This window comes from Pediococcus sp. EKM201D (assembly GCF_011800215.1).
GTDB classification, from domain to species: domain Bacteria; phylum Bacillota; class Bacilli; order Lactobacillales; family Lactobacillaceae; genus Pediococcus; species Pediococcus pentosaceus.
Map to the genome: position 1 here is coordinate 356,086 of NZ_JAALFK010000002.1, position 16,265 is coordinate 372,350.

Genomic DNA, 16,265 nt, shown 5'->3' on the forward strand with positions numbered 1-16,265 from the left:
GTCGTAGTTTATTTGTTATTATTATTATGTTCGTAAGTAACCATTTTCTTGTTTAACAGCTAATTGACCAACTAGATTTAAGTAATTGAAAGGTTGATCAAAGTTTGGAGAAAATAGCATATCTATAAAGGATAATTCGTCAATCGTGCCGTGATAATGCATTAAGGCTGAGATTGTATCCGCAGCTTGAGAAACATCATGTTTGCTCCATAGTTGTACTCCCAGAACCTTACGGGAGTTACGATCGTAAACTAATTCGATTTCAACTTTGTGAGCATTAGGCATAAAGTCTGGACGGTAGCTACCTTTATACGCCACTTTAGTAGCGTTAATTCCAGCATCCAAAGCCATGGCTAAGGTCACACCACTACAAGCTAAAGTGCGTCCGAAGATTAGCATTCCAGTTGTTGATTGGGTACCAATTGAACGGAGGCGTTTATCTAACACATTAATACCAGCCAAGGCCCCTTGGCGAACGGCTTGTGATGCTAATGGCATGTAAACATCGGTTTGCAAACCATTATGTTTAACTGAAGCAGCATCTCCAGCAGCAAAGATATCAGGGTTAGATGTTTCCATATAATCATTAACGACGATTGCTCCATTAGTTAGTTGATCTACTTTACCTTGTAATAAATCAGCTTGAGGAAGTAAGCCAGTACAAATTACAGCCATATCTACTTCAAACGCTTCGTCGGCGGTTTTTACGATTAAGGTATCGTTAGCGCCATCTTCGAAGGATTTAACAATCGTACCAGTTTTGACCTGAATGCCTTTATCTTCTAAAAGATTGGTAATTTTGTCAGCAATTTCAGGTTCGATATGACGGTCTAGTGGAGTCTCTTTTTTATGGAAAAGAATAACCTCGTGGTTAGATTTATTGTAACCTTCAGCTAATTCAACACCAATATAGCCACCGCCAATAATAGCGATTCGTTCATCATTTTGGGCTTCGTCACATAAGTCACGAGCTTCTTCATAAGTCTTGCATAGCTTTACTTTGGGATTTTCAACGCCTTGAATAGTAGGAATAGACGTGAGTGAACCAGTAGCCATGATTAACTTATCGAAAGATTCGGTAGTGAATTCTTTAGTCTCTAAGTCTTGAGCAAAGACGGTATGTTCTTCGACATTAATATCAATCACATCGTGGCGTAGACGCATGTCTATCCCCTGAGCCCGGTAGTAGTCGGGATCAGCATACATCGCTTCATCAAGATTAGATATTGTTTTTCCTAATGTTAAGTAAGTGGCGCATGATAAGTATGAAATTGTATCGTGTCGTTCGAAAACAGTAACGTCCGCTTGTGGGTGGTATTTCAAGATTTCATTGACCGCTGCAATACCAGCATGGGTACAACCAACGACGATTATTTTTTCTGTCATCTGTAATGACACCTCTTTTTTATGGTATGAATTATGAATTATAGTATTTATATAGTATACTATAACTTAAACGTTATACGTAGTATAGTATATGATTAATTTTTTTAAATTATCGAAGGAGGTATTCTAAATGCCTAAGTATCGTTTTTTTGCGCAACAACAAATTAATACAGCAACGAATGCCGTTTTAGGATACGAACTATTAATTAAGGAGCTAACTCCAGATGGCTGGCGCCTACCAAGTTCATTTATTGATATTGATACAAAAGTTTTTGCTAACTTATTGATAGAAACAACTAAAATATTAGGCCAAAAGGTTCGCTATTGTTCAGTTAACGTTAACCGTGACCAATTAATGAATACTGATATTGCAGAAGCAATCATCGAAAGTCAACGTCAACTTTATCCAACCAAGTTAATCGTTGAATTAACCGAAGATGTTAGTGAACGCGAATACACACCTACAGAAATAAAAGAGCAACTTGAACGCTTTGTCAGCAAAGGAATCCAAATTTCACTTGATGACGTGGGTACAGGACACAATCAGTTTGAAGATATTGAAGACTTCCTTCCCTTAGCTTCAGAAATTAAATTTGCCGTTCAAAACTTTAAGTCTACAATTCAAGATCCTAAAATCAAACAAAAGGTCCGTTTCTGGAACGCGATTAGTTCTGAATACAATATTCATTTGGTATTGGAAGGCATCGAAGACCAAGCAGACAATCAGCTAAGCCAAAGTTTTGGTATTAGCCGCCGCCAAGGTTATTTCTTCAGTAAACCACAATTACTAAGCCTTCCAGGCGATAAATAAAAGTCAAAAAAACTACTAACCTCAAAAGTTAGTAGTTATTTTTTTACAATTTTTTGCTCTAAGATAAGCTTATATAAAACGGTTCGAATAGCTATTTCTAATTGAGAAAATGACGCGACGGGTTCTTCTAAATGGCTGATTTCATGATTAAAACGCCTAATAAATTGGTTGAAGTAGGTTTCAATATCATCTGTAGCTAGCAATTGTTTGATAGTATCTAGCGCAAAAGCAGTTTTAAAAATGCTAATCATCATAATAGAAGCAATGTGGCTAGCGTTGTACTTCTTTTTAGTAGGGCGCGTTACAATTTCCATTTTGACGTAACTATTGACCATAGTTTTGGTGATTTTAGTACCTAAGATTGGTGTCAAGTAGCGGTTAACTTCTTGAATGACTTGGTCCATGTATAAATCAAGGTCTGGAAAGTCTTTAAATTCAGGCAAACGAAGTTGTTTAAAATCCTGTAGCCACTTTTGATAAGTTTCTTCTGTCATCAATAAATCCTCCAGCTAGTATCATAGCATAAATTTTATTCAAATTGATATGCATTTTGCTTTACGTAGAATACGATTCTATGTATAATGGCACCAACAACTACATAATACGAAATGAGGGATAAAAATGGTGCAAACACGAAGAAATCAGATTATATACGAAGTTTGGAATGCTGTGACCCATGGTGTGGCCTTTTTTGGTAGCTTAGGCTTAGTTATTTTATTGATTGTTAAAGCCGTCACGCAAAATTTATCATCCACCGCTATTACCAGCTTGGTTATTTATGGAGCAACCTTACTAATGTTATATTTGGCTTCAACGTTGTTTCACTGTTTAGCATTTACGAAAGCCAGACGAGTTTTTCAAATTTTCGACCATAGTAATATTTTTTTGCTAATCGCAGGGACTTACACGCCATATTGTATTATTTTTGTCGGCGGAACTAGTGGGATATTGATGTTGAGTATGATTTGGGCAATGGCGTTGGCAGGAATCATCACTCATATTTGGAGCAAAGGTCGTTTTCAAAAGGTGGAAACAACGATTTATGTGATTATGGGATGGATGTGTTTGTTAGCAGGAAAGGCGCTATATGCTAACTTATCACCAACTGGATTTTGGTTGCTAGTCGCAGGAGGCGTGGTATTCACCGTGGGAGCGGTGATTTATAGCTTTCCGCGCATCCCGGGACTACATTTGATTTGGCACTTTTTCGTGATGGCGGGAACGATGCTCATGTTTGGATCAATTTATTTGAATATATAGGAAGTAATCAGATCAAAACACAACAAAAAGAGATTTCAGTATCGACTGAAATCTCTTTTAAAATATACTAATTAATTTAGATATAATTGATAAGCAAAACGGGTTGTATCAACTTCATTTTCGTCATTGAAGTCGATAATGCCACGATATTCGAAACCATTATTAGCAATAACTTTTTGCATACCTTTATTTTTGGGGTGGGTATCAATACGGAGTTCATTGTAGCCTAGTTCGGAACTAATTGTGAAAAGTCCGGACATCATTTTTTCAGAGAGCCGTTGACCGCGGAATTTAGAAGACATCGCAATTCGATGAATAGACATGTAAGTATCTTCCGGATTACCTCTCCAACTTCCTTCCAACATGTCATCGTAATTTACGTCTCGATCAGGCCATAAAGCAGCAGTGGCGGCAATTTCACCGTCGACCATTAAAACATAGCTAATTTTTTGTTCAATATCTTTTTCAATATCTTGGTTAGTAGGGTAGCCAGCTTGCCACTGATTAATTCCTTGTTCCTTAAGGTAAGCTTTGGCTGCATCAATTATTTCTAAAATGGCTGGCAAGTCAGCCTTAGTTGCTTTGCGCAAGTAAGATGTTGTCATAATTATTCTCCATTTATTTTTTTATCAGAAATGCTATTTTAACGTAAATGAAAAGAGTTGTCATTACTTTTTATAGATGAAAACGTATTCGTTATTTCTCAAAAGATTTTTGGAATTAACCTATGATTAATTTTTAATTAAAAATATGATAATATAGTAAATAGCATAAATTTTAGGGGTGTGAATATGAAAAAAGTTCGGAATTGGAGATTGACGCTGGGGTGGCAAATCCTGATAGGTTTGATCTTAGGAGTGGTTTTAGGTGCCGTTTTCTACCATAACCAGGTTGCCATTACGGCGATGCAAAATATTGGAACCATGTTTATCCACTTGATTCAAATGATTGTTCTTCCAATCGTTATATCCTGCTTAACCGTAGGGATTGCGGGAATGGGTGACATTGGAGAATTGGGTCGTGTTGGATTGAAAACTTTGATTTATTTTGAAATTCTAACCACCATTGCTTTAGTAGTCGGAATGATTTTTGCTAACGTTTTTCATCCAGGAACTTATATTGATATCCATAGTTTGCAAAGTACGGATATTAGTTCATACGTGGAAACTGCAAAACACGCTAAAGAAAGCAGTGGCCTATGGTCAACGATTATGAACATTATTCCAACTAATATCTTTAGTTCGTTATCTGAAGGAAACATGATGCCCATCATTCTATTTTCAGTTCTTTTTGGATTAGGAATTACGGCAATTGGTAAACAAGGACAAATCTTGATTGATGGCCTTACTGCTATCCAAGAAGTAATGTTTAAGATTACCAACTGGATTATGCACCTTTCTCCTATTGGGGTTTGCGCTCTAATTGGGGTAACAATCGCTCAAATGGGGATTGATGCTCTAAAACCATTAGGATTGTTCATCTTGATTGCCTACGTGGCGATGGTATTCTTTGTAATTGTGGTACTAGGAATTGTGGCTAAGATTCACCACGTGAAATTCTTCCAGTTACTCAAGGTAATCAAAAATGAATTGATTTTAGCATTTTCAACAGCCAGTTCAGAGGCTGCACTTCCTAAAATTATTGATAAAATGCAAAAATATGGTGTTAGCCAAGGGATCGTATCCTTCGTTATTCCAACTGGATACACGTTTAACCTGGACGGATCAGCTATCTATCAAGCAGTTGGGGCACTCTTCTTAGCCCAGGCTTATCATATTAATTTAAGTATTGGACAACAAATTACATTGCTAGTAGTATTGATGATTACTTCTAAAGGGATGGCTGGTGTTCCTGGTGCTTCATTTGTGGTTCTCTTAGCTACTGTTTCTACCATTGGTGTTCCAATGGCTGGTTTAACGTTTATTGCTGGTGTCGACCGCATTATTGATATGGGTCGAACCGCGGTTAACGTGGTGGGTAACTCACTAGCTGCAATTATCATGGGCAAGTCGGAAGGCGAGTTCGATGAAGAGAAGCATGCAGAATATGTAAAAAATATTTAGAGTATGAAATAAAATACAGCGAAAAAAGGCGACCATGACATTAATGTCATGGTCGCCTTTTTGAATATTTTAACTGCCAAGTTCATAAGTAAAGTTGATTAATCGACTGCCATAACTTGGATGGTGGTTAAGTTGTTTAACCGTTTTTTGTAGAAGTTCAAGTTTATCGGTGATAATGCCATCGACTCCCATAAAGTTCAATCTGGCCATTGCATCGTCACTATTGACGGTCCAAGCATAAACTTTTCGACCAGTTAGTTCGGCAGTTAGTAAAAATGAGTTATTTAAAGTTGAATATTCCATCGTGTAAAAATCGGCGCTAGACTGTGGAACTCCAATAAAATTGAAAGGCAGAATATAGCCCACGGTTAATTTTGGATTAAGTTCTTTAAGTTTTTCAACGGCATCATAATCTAGGCTATGGACTTGATCATGATTTTTTAGAATTCTTTGTCCGTATTTAGCATTAAAACGCTCAACCACTTTTGGATCATCGTATTTAGTAGTTTTAAATTCAATTAGTAGGGGTTGTTTAAGCTTTTCAGCAGCGTCCATGTAATCATCTAAGCTAGCTATCTTAGCTGAACTTCCATTTTCATGCGCAGTTAATTTGGTGAGTTGCTTTAAAGTCAGTTGATGCGGCGCTTTATCAACCCCGGTTAAATTTTTAAGATTTTCATCATGCATTAATACAAATTGATGGTCCTTAGTTTCATGGATATCGATTTCGATGAAATCAGGATGTAATCGACTAGTATTCTTAAGGGATTCAATGGTATTTTGCACTCCATTTTTAGCGTTAACCCCGCGATGAGAAATGGTAATGGGAGTGTCACTAAAAAATCCAGTTAGATACAACGAATTAAATCCAATGCCCCCGATAACAAGTAAACCAGCAATAATTCGAATCCAACGTTGGTTTCCGACGTTGTAGCTAAGTTCTTGAAGCTGGTCGCTTAATCGATGAGTATGGGCAGTAAAGCGCTGATCTCCAGCCAGGTATTCAGTCATGATCATCAAAGAACCAGCACCCGCGGCAATGCTCGAAAGAAACATAAAAAATTCAATCAAAATTAAGTTTACGGAAGCGGCGAGAAAGGCCACTCCGGTTGGTGTCATACGGTCGAAAAGGGTTTGTTCCCCTAGTACTAAAAGCTGCCCAGCAATTATTACAACAATGGTGGTGGCAAAGAGTAATACAAGTCGTAAAACAATTGGCTTAAAGTTAATCTTAGTTATTTGCCAACTCTGTTTTACCGCAGTATGGGCGTTCCGTTTACCCAAAATGATTAATGGTAGAACTAGGAATAAGCGAATTCCGAGATAAAAAGTAACCACGTATAGCAAAATCATCACTAACAAAAGTGGACGATTTTCAGTTAAAAAATAATCAACTAGGAAACTAGGAATCCTAATTTTATTTAATAAAGGTGTCGAAAAACCTAATCCACCAAAAGGTAAGATTAAAATGCAGTAGATTAGTAAGAACCAAACGGAACGAAAAAAGGTCTTACGGACACGTTGAATGGAAAGCCGTAAGAGTGAATCAATCGTTAACTTCTTTCCATAATTAATTTGCATGGTTCCTAAAAATAGAAATGTGACTTGCCAATAGATGGCCACAATTACTGCTAGAATTAAAAGAATTAAACCTAAATCTAAAACAGGATGCTGGCTAATAATTTCAATTAAATTGGTATTAGAGATGTAACGAACTCTTGCCAAACGTAGCATTACGCTTCCAATTAGTGTAAAAATTGGGATTAAAATTCCGTATACAGCAACTGTAGAAGCAATAAAAAGCCAAATATAGCTAAAAATGTGTTTAAAAATATAACGATAAGTTTTCAGAGTGCTCGACATGATTCTCCCCTAAGTAATTTTTTGTGTGAATTTGCCCAAAATAAAAGGAGCTACAACAAAGTCTAATCTAAATCGGATCAAGGTTAAAACTTAGATTAAACGTCTTTGTCGCAACTCCTAACAGTTATTTTTCAGTTGTGGTAAAAGCTTTAGTCTCAGTATTGTAAACATGAACATAGATATGATCACCATATTCTTCAAAGAAGGTGTTTTCGTCGTTGGCACTGGGATAAAAGAAACTTTCATTACCATTAATATCAACTTTAATTCCGGGCATTGGTGCTTCCACAGTCTCTAAACGGGTTGTTGTGGTTGATAGGTAGGCTGCGATATATTTCTTGATTAATTGAAATTCCATAGTTCCTCCTGATTATAGTACGTTTTTAGTTTGTTCGGTATGAATAATGTAGTTATTGATCAGTTCTGATGAAACAGCGGGAGTTTTCGACAAGATGGTCTGAGCTACTACTGATTGGGAGAGCTGCTCTTGATAAAAATCATTGGGAATAAATTGGCTGATGCTGAGAATAACAAAGGAAATTCCATAAGTAATTACTAAACCAACCACCGCGCCAGCTAGGCTATTTACTTGATGGATAACTGGTAGCCAAGTAACCATTTGCGATAAACGCCCTACTAAACGAATAATGATCCAGCCGATGGACATTAGTAGAATAAAGGCGACGGAATGCATGACTGTTAAATTAGTAACTTGGTTACTAGTCCAGCCTCCGAAAGTAGTAGTTAGGAAAGCAGCAAAGTCATTGGTAAAAACTTTAGCAAAAATAAAAACAACGATATAACCCAGTGAATACAATAATTCCAGGATGAGCCCTCGGCGCCAGCCGCGAGCAATCGCCATAATTAAAATTAAAATTATTATTAAAGATAGTAGCATTAAGAGCTCCTTTACTTAATTAGTAGTTGAGTCTGTGAACAGATTCTCCCGTATATCAATGGACGAGAGAATCCTAAGTATCTAAACACTATAGATGAAAAATCACTTGTTTTCAAGATTGTTGTACTTCATTTAACTTCAATTTAACCTAAATATAGCCAGTTTAAACGGGATTTATAAAAGATTTAAAAGAACTTTACAATTCCGGATGAAAAGAAGTAGAATTAGTTGTCAGTTTAAAATGATTCTAAATTAGAACAAGGGGATAGTAAGATGGATAAGAAACAAAAAGCTGGAACACTCGCACAAAAAATCAATATCATCCGAGCTAGCGTAATGGGCGCAAATGACGGTATTTTATCTGTTGCAGGAATTGTTTTAGGTGTAGCAGGAGCCACCACTAATAGTTTTGCCATATTTATATCTGGAATTTCGGGGATGTTAGCTGGAACGGTTTCGATGGCCATGGGCGAATATGTATCGGTTAACTCCCAAAAAGATTCCCAAGAAAATGCGGTCAATGTTCAGCGTCAAGCTTTAAAAGATGACTATCAAAAAGAATTGGATTTTGTTGCTGAAAAATATGCGAATGACGGGATTCCAACAGACCTAGCCCAGAAGGCTGCGTCCGAAATGATGGAAAAAGATGCTCTCTTGACTACGGTCCGTGAGCGATATGGTTTTGATATGAATAACTTTACCAGTCCTTATATGGCGGCCATTTCCTCCATGATTTCATTTTCATTGGGATCCTTGTTGCCCTTGTTCACCATCACTTTCGCTAAACATAGTATTCGTGTGCCTTTAACCGTTGTTTCGGTTGCGATTGCCTTGGCAGTTACTGGTTATGCAGCGGCAGTCATTGGTAAAGCGGTTCGTAGACGAGCGGTTTTACGAAACGTCTTGGCAGGTTTAATTACAATGGCGATGACATACTTAATCGGTTCGCTATTTGCTAGATAAGGGGGAAAATAAGCATGAAGAAGAAAAAAGAAATCAGTTTAGACAATAAATTAAACATGCTACGGGCCGGAGTGCTAGGTGCTAATGATGGAATTCTAACGGTGGTCGGTGTTCTTTTTAGTGTAATTGCAGCAACGACTAATCCATTTATTATTTTCATTGCTGGATTATCGGATCTTTTGTCCTGTGCTTTTTCCATGTCAGCCGGCGAATATGCTTCAGTTAGTTCACAACGTGATACTGAAAAAGCGGTAGTGGGTGAAGAAAAATTACGTTTGCAAACTGATCCCCAAGCTGAACAAGAATTAATCGCACGTTTTTATGTCGATAAGGGCGTTAGTGAACAAACAGCTCATGAAATTTCACAAGCTTTGATGCAAGAAAAACCACTAAAAACCGCGGTTAGTGTACGCTACGATATGGATATTGAAGATTACTTGAATCCTTGGAGTGCAGCTGTTTCATCATTGATTTCAGCAGCTTTAGGGGGCTTCTTCCCGTTAGTAGCGATGTCGATGGCACCAACTTCTTTTAAAATGCAAGCGACGATTATAGCGACCGTCTTTTCCGTAGCACTAACTGGTTTTTTGAGCGCCAAATTGGGAAATGGGATGGCCAAAAAAGCTATTATTCGAAACGTGATTGTGGGAATTATCACAATGTTTATCCATTACTACATTGGAAAATTATTTTAAAATTTTTAAGAAATCGTTTTCGAGCTTCATCTATCAAGCTTTTCTTAATCATTGAAGCCACAAATGCCCGTCTAACGGCAATAAAAAGAGTTTGCGCATCGTGAACAATATGTTACGATAGCCGTGGTTCAAGATTGAGGAAAGGAATGATTTTGATGAGTAATGAGATCAAGAACCCAAAGAAACGTCGCAAATTAGTGGAATACGCTAATGGACGATCATTGGAAGAAATAAATGGGACAGTTAAGGTGCCTAAGAATATTGGTTTTTGGAAGGCACTGTTTATGTATTCGGGTCCGGGAGCATTAGTTGCTGTTGGTTATATGGACCCTGGTAATTGGTCAACATCAATCACTGGGGGTCAAAACTTCCAGTACATGCTAATGTCGATTATCTTGATTTCGAGTTTAATCGCGATGTTGTTACAATATATGGCGGCTAAACTGGGAATTGTGAGTCAAATGGACTTAGCGCAGGCAATTCGCGCTAGAACAAGTAAGTCATTGGGAATTGTATTATGGATTTTAACGGAATTGGCAATTATGGCGACTGATATCGCTGAAGTAATTGGTGCTGCAATTGCGCTGTATTTGTTGTTCCATATTCCGCTAGCCATCGCGGTTTTCATTACCGTTTTGGATGTACTGCTATTACTGTTATTGACTAAGATTGGTTTTAGAAAAATTGAAGCCATTGTGGTGTGTTTAATCATGGTTATTTTAGTGGTTTTCGTCTACCAAGTTGCTTTATCAAATCCAAATTGGGGTGCGGTATTTAGCGGCTTAGTACCAACCACTAAAGCATTTGAAACTTCACCAACAATTGGCGGAATGACTCCTTTAAGTGGGTCACTAGGAATTATTGGTGCGACAGTTATGCCTCATAACTTGTACTTGCACTCAGCGGTTTCACAAACGCGTGAAATTGATCATAACGATGAAGAAGACGTAGCAAGAACGCTACGCTTCTCAACTTGGGATTCAAATATTCAGCTATCATTCGCATTTATCGTTAATTCACTTCTATTGGTGATGGGAGTTGCCGTATTTAAGTCCGGCGCTGTCCAAGATCCATCATTCTTTGGTCTATTCCATGCGTTAAATGATACTTCAACTTTGAGTAACGGAATTTTGATTGGAGTTGCCAAAACTGGGGTACTTTCGACATTATTTGCGGTAGCTTTGTTGGCTTCTGGTCAAAATTCAACCATCACGGGAACGTTAACCGGCCAGGTTATCATGGAAGGGTTCATTCACATGCGAATGCCACTTTGGGCACGGCGTTTGATTACCCGTTTGATTTCAGTTGTACCAGTTTTGATTTGTGTCATGATTACCAGCGGTAAAGGTGATCTTCAAGAACACGAAGCCCTAAATCAGTTGATGAATAACTCTCAAGTATTTTTGGCTTTTGCATTACCATTCTCAATGATTCCATTGTTGATGATGACGGATAGTCGCGTTGAAATGGGTGATCGATTTAAGAATAGTTGGGCGGTCAAAATTTTAGGTTGGATTTCGGTTATTTTCCTAACCTACCTCAATATGACTGGTTTACCAAATTCAATTACGGCCTTCTTTGGAGCTAATCCAAGTGCTGGTGAAGTAGAGCTGGCGCACATAATTGCCTATATGCTAGTGGCAGTAGTTCTAGCACTCCTAGCTTGGACAGTCTTTGAACTCCATAAAGGTAACCAACGTTACGAATTGGAAATGCGAAGTAAAGCAGAAGCTAAGGAGGAAGCATAATGACCTTTGATGTTAAGAGAATATTAGTTGGTGTAGATGATTCGGAAGATGCCGTTTTAGCCTTTGATTATGCAATTAATCTGGCTAAAAAATCGGGTTCTGAATTGGTAATCGTATCAGTTTTGGAAAGTGACGAAATGAATGTTTTTCAAGCGCTAGATAAGGACTTTATTCATGGAGAACGGGCCGAACTTGAACAACATATCTTAAAATATCAGAAAAAGGCTCAGGATGCGGGAGTCCAAAATGTAAAGTGCGTCGTTACGGAAGGCGATCCGGGCGAGACCATTGTGGAAGAAGTTATTCCAGCTGTCCAACCCGATTTGTTAGTGGTTGGCGCAGAGTCTAAAAAAGGGTTAGCACGACATTTTGGTAGCCAAGCAGCCTACATGGCGAAGTATGCTCCTATCACGGTAACTGTGGTTCGATAATATAAAAAATGGATCAACGCTTTGATTGCGTTGGTCCATTTTATTTTGAGTTAAATTATTTAGGTACCATAACTTGAACGAAGCCTTGCTCTACGCCCAGTTTGATGGGGAGTTGGTCACTAGGATCACCATCAATTCGAGTTTCAACCTTCAAGTGTGAATCAACGGCAGAAATTTCAACTTCCTGAGCGGTAAGTTGATCAACATCTTTGATATCTCGAAAACGTCCAGTTAGGAAATAACTTAGGTAACCTAAAAGACGCATGAATGAAAAATGTTTCAGGATAACCAAGTGAATTTTTCCATCTGCTGGAGATGCAGATGTATCAAAATTAGTAAAACCACCCACTGAGTTGGTAGTGGTTGCTAATAGGAAGCGCGTGCGATAGACATGGTCGCCATCCGCAGTACTAACTTTAATCTGGTAAGATTTCTTAGCAATTAACTGGCGAATTCCTTTACTCAAATAAATTAAAGGTCCCCATTTTTTCTTTTCATCTTGTCCGACATGGCGGGCCATATCAGCAAGGGTTCCAAGTGTAAGGCTACTAATGATGGCACGGTCTTCAGTATGGGCCAAATCCACAGCGAGGGGATGACCATTAAGAATGGTATCAAAAGCGGCTTCTTCATCTTGAGGAATTTCGAGTGCTTTAGCAAAATTATTGACGGTACCACCAGGAATAATTCCCACTTCGACTGATTTTTTAGCCTTAAGGAAGGCTGAAAACACGGTATTAATGGAGCCATCTCCTCCAATCGTAATAACTGTATCCAGTTGATCAATATGATCAACTACATAATCGAGCGCTTCTTGACGACTAGACGTGGCCTTTAAGGTGGTTGATCGCTTCAATCGTTCAGCCGCTTGCTGAAAGCGTTCAGCGATGGATTTATTATCATTTTTTCCAGCATCTTCATTATAAATAACGGTATATTTAGGCATCAGAGCCTCCTTGTTGAGCTAAATTTTTTTGTAAAGTATCTAAAAATAATCGATTTAAATTGGGTAAATTTCGATTTTTACTCCAAATGAGTGTGTTCGCTTCTGACATGTCAGGATTAAGCGGGCGGGCGACCAAACCACTTGTTGGTGAAACGTCCACAAGTTGATCATATAAAAGTGCAATTGCTGCTCCCGTTTTGACTAGTAAACTACCATTAAAAGCCAAATTGAAAGTTCCCACAAAATTAAGTTGATCATAAAGGGTGTTACTCCATTTTTGGAATAAACCGTGTTTGTAAGCCTGACGTGAAGTAATTAAAGGACGACCGACTAGATCAATTGGTCGGATTTCTTTCTGTTGGGCGAGCGGTTCATCTGCTCGCATGATGGCGCACCAATGATTTTTAGCTGGTAAAACCAAAGTGTTGTAATTATTAAGGGGGCGATTTCCCATAATAATGCCAAATTCTAAAATGCCTGCATCGAGGTCAGCTAAGATGGGTTCCGCATCTGCACTTCGAAGATTAACACGAACATCGGGGTATTGACGCATGATTTGCTGGGCCGCCTCCATGACTGGCATAATCCCCACACTTTCTCCTGCTCCAATGTCGAGCGTCCCACTAACTACATCTTGTTTTTGTAAGTTATAAGTAGTTTTATCAACTAAACCAATAATTTGTAGCGCCCGTTCTAATAGGTAATGACCTTCCTGCGTAAGTTGAATATGGCGATGGGCGCGAGTGAATAATTTGGTCCCTAATTCATCTTCTAAATCAGCAATTTGGCGTGATAAAGCCGGTTGGGACACGTTAAGTAAAGTGGCCGCTCGTGAAATGTTTTGTTCCTGAGCAATTACCACAAAATAGCGTAAGACACGAATATCCATAATATTTTCCTTTAATTCATAACTAAAAGTTATTGTTTTTGATGTTTAATAAGTATTTAACATTATAGTAACGATCCCGTAGACTAGAGTCAATCAATAAGGTTAGGAAGCGGGGTGAGTTAATGCAATCCAAAATGGATTTGGGAACAGCGGCCTATGATGGTGTCGAAGAAATCGTAGCTAAAAACCAACGGTTGGTTCAGCAATTAAATACTGGAGTTCATTCGGCAAATGAAGTACTTAGCATTGTAAGCCAAATCACTAACGAGCGAATTGATGGTTCGACTGAAATTCGATTACCTTTTCAAACCGATTTTGGTCGCAATCTCCACATTGGTAAAAAAGTTTTCATTAATAGCGGATCGATGTTTGTGGACTTAGGTGGTATCTATATTGGTGATCACGTCTTGATTGGTCCAAACGTAACGATTGCTTCCGTTAATCACCGTCTAGAACCTAGCGAGCGCCGTAATCTAGATTTATACTCGGTTTGTATTCATAATAATGCTTGGTTAGGCGCCAATGTGACGGTAACTCCTGGCGTAATTATTGGTGAAAATGCAGTAGTTGCTGCGGGCGCCGTGGTTACCCGCGATGTTCCACCCAATGCGGTAGTTGCTGGTATTCCAGCACGTGTAATTAAAATAATCAAGAGTACTAAGGAGGATCAAAAATAATGAGTAATAAGAATAAAGTAGTAATCATCATGGGGGCTTCGAGTGGAATCGGAGCTGCGACAGCAGCAATGCTAGCGCAACAAGGAGCTAAGCTTAGCTTGGCCGCTCGTCGTCTGGATCGATTACAAGAAATCCAAGCTCAATATCCTGAGGCTGAAATCGAAATTTTCAAAGCCGATGTAACCAATGAAGATGAAGTTCAAGCTGTAATTGATGGTACGGTTGCTAAGTTTGGTCGGATTGATGTGTTATTTAACAACGCTGGAATTATGCCAGTTAATAATTTAAATCAAGTTGCTCAAAATGAATGGCAACAAATGTTAGATATTAATGTTAAAGGTGTGCTAAATGGGATTGGATCAGCTCTACCCATCATGCGTAAACAACAAAGTGGCCATGTCATTACAACTTCTTCGGTATTAGGCTATGAAGTTTTACCGGGTTATGCGGCTTATTCAGGTACTAAGTATGCGGTCCGCGCGATTATGGAAGGTCTTCGACAAGAAGAACACCAAAATAATATTAAAACTACGGTTATTGCTCCAGGTACCGTGAAGACTGAACTATTTAACTCAATCAATAATGAAAAAATTCGTAATGAATTGAAGGATGCTCAAAAATTACCGGGAGCTGAAATGACGGGACTTGATCCAGAAGAAATTGCTCAAGCAGTGGCCTTTGTGATTGACACCCCAGCTAATATGGCTGTTAATGAAATGGTAATTCGTCCTACAGGTCAAACCGTTTAATTAAAGGAGAAATGATAATATGAATGTTTTTGAAGAATCGTACAAATTAAGTAATGGTGTAAAAATCCCTAAGTTAGCTTTAGGAACATGGGAAATTGATGATGATCAAGTTGCTGACGCTGTGCGCAGCGCAATTGAAATGGGCTATCGTCATATCGATACCGCCCAAGCTTATGCTAATGAACGTGGCGTAGGTGAAGGCGTACGTACTGCAAGTGTTCCTCGTGAAGAAATTTTTGTTAACTCAAAAATTGCTGCTGAAATTAAAAATTATGATGATGCCAAAAAGTCTATTGATGAAACTTTAAACAAAATGGGTCTAGATTATTTGGATATGATGATTATTCATAACCCCCAGCCCTGGGCAGAAGTAAATCAATCCGATGATCGTCATTTTGAAGGTAACCTTGAAGTTTGGCGTGCTCTTGAAGATGCCATGCATGAAGGTAAGCTTCGTGCAATCGGTGTTTCTAGCTTCCAAAAAGAAGACTTGGATAATTTAATCAAAAATAGTGATACTAAGCCAATGGTTAACCAAATCTTATCGCATATAGCGGCTACACCAATGGATTTGATTAACTACTCTCATGAAAATGGGATTGTGGTTGAAGCATTTTCACCAATCGCTCATGGACAAGCACTTCGTAGCGAAGCTATTCAAAAAATGGCGGCAAAATATAACGTTAGTGCACCACAATTATCAATCCGTTACGATTGGCAATTAGATACGGTAGTACTTCCTAAAACTTCTAATCCGGAACACATGAAATCAAACGCCGAGCTTGATTTTGTAATTTCTGATGAAGATATGGAAATTTTGAAACAAGTCAAACCGCTAGATTACGGGGATGCAAGTGTCTTTCCAGTCTTTGGTGGAAAAATGTAA

At 38.4% G+C, this 16,265-nt stretch carries 18 protein-coding genes; 10 read left to right on the forward strand and 8 right to left on the reverse strand.

The features are described from left to right. Positions 1 to 24 precede the first annotated feature (24 nt). Positions 25 to 1,386 carry an FAD-dependent oxidoreductase gene (locus HFC68_RS04565; protein ID WP_011672784.1) on the reverse strand — a complete coding sequence of 454 codons (1,362 nt, stop codon included), beginning with the start codon at positions 1,384 to 1,386 and terminating at the stop codon, positions 25 to 27. 130 nt (positions 1,387 to 1,516) lie between these two features. Between HFC68_RS04565 and HFC68_RS04570 the strand changes: the two genes are divergently transcribed. Then, positions 1,517 to 2,197 carry an EAL domain-containing protein gene (locus tag HFC68_RS04570; RefSeq protein WP_002833894.1) on the forward strand — a complete coding sequence of 227 codons (681 nt, stop codon included), beginning with the start codon at positions 1,517 to 1,519 and terminating at the stop codon, positions 2,195 to 2,197. A gap of 35 nt (positions 2,198 to 2,232) precedes the next feature. Here HFC68_RS04570 and HFC68_RS04575 read toward each other — a convergent pair whose 3' ends face one another. Then, a complete protein-coding gene (locus tag HFC68_RS04575; RefSeq protein WP_011672785.1) occupies positions 2,233 to 2,691 on the reverse strand; it encodes a DUF1836 domain-containing protein in 459 nt (152 codons plus the stop codon). 127 nt (positions 2,692 to 2,818) lie between these two features. Here HFC68_RS04575 and HFC68_RS04580 point away from each other — a divergent pair, with 127 nt between their 5' ends. Continuing rightward, the gene (locus HFC68_RS04580; protein ID WP_011672786.1) at positions 2,819 to 3,457 is read left to right on the forward strand and encodes a hemolysin III family protein; all 639 of its coding nucleotides are present in this window, start codon (positions 2,819 to 2,821) and stop codon (positions 3,455 to 3,457) included. Positions 3,458 to 3,528: 71 nt separating this feature from the next. Here HFC68_RS04580 and HFC68_RS04585 read toward each other — a convergent pair whose 3' ends face one another. After that, the gene (locus HFC68_RS04585; RefSeq protein WP_002834251.1) at positions 3,529 to 4,062 is read right to left on the reverse strand and encodes a GNAT family N-acetyltransferase; all 534 of its coding nucleotides are present in this window, start codon (positions 4,060 to 4,062) and stop codon (positions 3,529 to 3,531) included. Between the two features lie 186 nt (positions 4,063 to 4,248). Here HFC68_RS04585 and HFC68_RS04590 point away from each other — a divergent pair, with 186 nt between their 5' ends. Further along, positions 4,249 to 5,520 carry a cation:dicarboxylate symporter family transporter gene (locus tag HFC68_RS04590; RefSeq protein WP_011672787.1) on the forward strand — a complete coding sequence of 424 codons (1,272 nt, stop codon included), beginning with the start codon at positions 4,249 to 4,251 and terminating at the stop codon, positions 5,518 to 5,520. Positions 5,521 to 5,589: 69 nt separating this feature from the next. Here HFC68_RS04590 and HFC68_RS04595 read toward each other — a convergent pair whose 3' ends face one another. The 3 genes from HFC68_RS04595 to HFC68_RS04605 all read right to left on the reverse strand — a co-directional run bounded on the left by HFC68_RS04595 (position 5,590) and on the right by HFC68_RS04605 (position 8,281). Further along, positions 5,590 to 7,383: a glycerophosphodiester phosphodiesterase gene (locus HFC68_RS04595; RefSeq protein WP_011672788.1), complete on the reverse strand. Its 1,794-nt coding sequence runs from the start codon at positions 7,381 to 7,383 to the stop codon at positions 5,590 to 5,592. A 124-nt stretch (positions 7,384 to 7,507) separates the two neighbouring features. Beyond that, on the reverse strand, positions 7,508 to 7,741 hold the full coding sequence (locus HFC68_RS04600) for a hypothetical protein (RefSeq protein ID WP_011672789.1): 234 nt from the start codon (positions 7,739 to 7,741) through the stop codon (positions 7,508 to 7,510). A gap of 12 nt (positions 7,742 to 7,753) precedes the next feature. Continuing rightward, entirely contained in the window at positions 7,754 to 8,281 is a 528-nt protein-coding gene (locus HFC68_RS04605; RefSeq protein WP_002834247.1) for a CvpA family protein, read from the reverse strand. 273 nt (positions 8,282 to 8,554) lie between these two features. Here HFC68_RS04605 and HFC68_RS04610 point away from each other — a divergent pair, with 273 nt between their 5' ends. The 4 genes from HFC68_RS04610 to HFC68_RS04625 all read left to right on the forward strand — a co-directional run bounded on the left by HFC68_RS04610 (position 8,555) and on the right by HFC68_RS04625 (position 12,118). Continuing rightward, entirely contained in the window at positions 8,555 to 9,244 is a 690-nt protein-coding gene (locus tag HFC68_RS04610) for a VIT family protein (protein ID WP_002834246.1), read from the forward strand. 14 nt (positions 9,245 to 9,258) lie between these two features. Beyond that, complete coding sequence (locus tag HFC68_RS04615; RefSeq protein ID WP_002834245.1) at positions 9,259 to 9,939, forward strand: VIT family protein; 681 nt, start codon at positions 9,259 to 9,261, stop codon at positions 9,937 to 9,939. 155 nt (positions 9,940 to 10,094) lie between these two features. Then, positions 10,095 to 11,687: an Nramp family divalent metal transporter gene (locus HFC68_RS04620; protein ID WP_041526978.1), complete on the forward strand. Its 1,593-nt coding sequence runs from the start codon at positions 10,095 to 10,097 to the stop codon at positions 11,685 to 11,687. After that, on the forward strand, positions 11,687 to 12,118 hold the full coding sequence (locus HFC68_RS04625) for a universal stress protein (protein WP_002834243.1): 432 nt from the start codon (positions 11,687 to 11,689) through the stop codon (positions 12,116 to 12,118). Before HFC68_RS04620 ends, HFC68_RS04625 begins: the two co-directional genes overlap by 1 nt. A 55-nt stretch (positions 12,119 to 12,173) precedes the next feature. On the opposite strand, the gene HFC68_RS04630 is transcribed toward HFC68_RS04625, so the two are convergent. Further along, on the reverse strand, positions 12,174 to 13,064 hold the full coding sequence (locus tag HFC68_RS04630; RefSeq protein ID WP_011672791.1) for a diacylglycerol kinase family protein: 891 nt from the start codon (positions 13,062 to 13,064) through the stop codon (positions 12,174 to 12,176). Further along, complete coding sequence (locus HFC68_RS04635; protein WP_011672792.1) at positions 13,057 to 13,953, reverse strand: LysR family transcriptional regulator; 897 nt, start codon at positions 13,951 to 13,953, stop codon at positions 13,057 to 13,059. Before HFC68_RS04635 ends, HFC68_RS04630 begins: the two co-directional genes overlap by 8 nt. Positions 13,954 to 14,075: 122 nt before the next feature. Here HFC68_RS04635 and HFC68_RS04640 point away from each other — a divergent pair, with 122 nt between their 5' ends. Genes HFC68_RS04640 through HFC68_RS04650 form a run of 3 tightly spaced genes read left to right on the forward strand, consistent with a single transcriptional unit; the run spans position 14,076 to position 16,265 of the window. Further along, positions 14,076 to 14,630, forward strand: coding sequence for a DapH/DapD/GlmU-related protein (locus tag HFC68_RS04640; RefSeq protein ID WP_011672793.1), 555 nt, complete (start codon positions 14,076 to 14,078; stop codon positions 14,628 to 14,630). Continuing rightward, positions 14,630 to 15,379 (forward strand): SDR family oxidoreductase, encoded by a 750-nt coding sequence (locus HFC68_RS04645; RefSeq protein WP_011672794.1) that lies wholly within the window; start codon positions 14,630 to 14,632, stop codon positions 15,377 to 15,379. The genes HFC68_RS04640 and HFC68_RS04645 overlap by 1 nt, the downstream gene beginning before the upstream one ends. 19 nt (positions 15,380 to 15,398) lie before the next feature. After that, positions 15,399 to 16,265: an aldo/keto reductase gene (locus tag HFC68_RS04650; RefSeq protein WP_011672795.1), complete on the forward strand. Its 867-nt coding sequence runs from the start codon at positions 15,399 to 15,401 to the stop codon at positions 16,263 to 16,265.

Bases quoted from the DNA above. Each gene is read 5' to 3' on its own strand.
- HFC68_RS04575 (WP_011672785.1), bottom strand. From the start codon at position 2,691: ATGACAGAAGAAACTTATCAAAAGTGGCTACAGGATTTTAAACAACTT.
- HFC68_RS04625 (WP_002834243.1), top strand. From the start codon at position 11,687: ATGACCTTTGATGTTAAGAGAATATTAGTTGGTGTAGATGATTCGGAA.
- HFC68_RS04590 (WP_011672787.1), top strand. From the start codon at position 4,249: ATGAAAAAAGTTCGGAATTGGAGATTGACGCTGGGGTGGCAAATCCTG.
- HFC68_RS04585 (WP_002834251.1), bottom strand. From the start codon at position 4,062: ATGACAACATCTTACTTGCGCAAAGCAACTAAGGCTGACTTGCCAGCC.
- HFC68_RS04630 (WP_011672791.1), bottom strand. From the start codon at position 13,064: ATGCCTAAATATACCGTTATTTATAATGAAGATGCTGGAAAAAATGAT.
- HFC68_RS04595 (WP_011672788.1), bottom strand. From the start codon at position 7,383: ATGTCGAGCACTCTGAAAACTTATCGTTATATTTTTAAACACATTTTT.
- HFC68_RS04645 (WP_011672794.1), top strand. From the start codon at position 14,630: ATGAGTAATAAGAATAAAGTAGTAATCATCATGGGGGCTTCGAGTGGA.
- HFC68_RS04615 (WP_002834245.1), top strand. From the start codon at position 9,259: ATGAAGAAGAAAAAAGAAATCAGTTTAGACAATAAATTAAACATGCTA.
- HFC68_RS04650 (WP_011672795.1), top strand. From the start codon at position 15,399: ATGAATGTTTTTGAAGAATCGTACAAATTAAGTAATGGTGTAAAAATC.
- HFC68_RS04635 (WP_011672792.1), bottom strand. From the start codon at position 13,953: ATGGATATTCGTGTCTTACGCTATTTTGTGGTAATTGCTCAGGAACAA.
- HFC68_RS04565 (WP_011672784.1), bottom strand. From the start codon at position 1,386: ATGACAGAAAAAATAATCGTCGTTGGTTGTACCCATGCTGGTATTGCA.
- HFC68_RS04620 (WP_041526978.1), top strand. From the start codon at position 10,095: ATGAGTAATGAGATCAAGAACCCAAAGAAACGTCGCAAATTAGTGGAA.
- HFC68_RS04600 (WP_011672789.1), bottom strand. From the start codon at position 7,741: ATGGAATTTCAATTAATCAAGAAATATATCGCAGCCTACCTATCAACC.
- HFC68_RS04570 (WP_002833894.1), top strand. From the start codon at position 1,517: ATGCCTAAGTATCGTTTTTTTGCGCAACAACAAATTAATACAGCAACG.
- HFC68_RS04610 (WP_002834246.1), top strand. From the start codon at position 8,555: ATGGATAAGAAACAAAAAGCTGGAACACTCGCACAAAAAATCAATATC.
- HFC68_RS04580 (WP_011672786.1), top strand. From the start codon at position 2,819: ATGGTGCAAACACGAAGAAATCAGATTATATACGAAGTTTGGAATGCT.
- HFC68_RS04640 (WP_011672793.1), top strand. From the start codon at position 14,076: ATGCAATCCAAAATGGATTTGGGAACAGCGGCCTATGATGGTGTCGAA.
- HFC68_RS04605 (WP_002834247.1), bottom strand. From the start codon at position 8,281: ATGCTACTATCTTTAATAATAATTTTAATTTTAATTATGGCGATTGCT.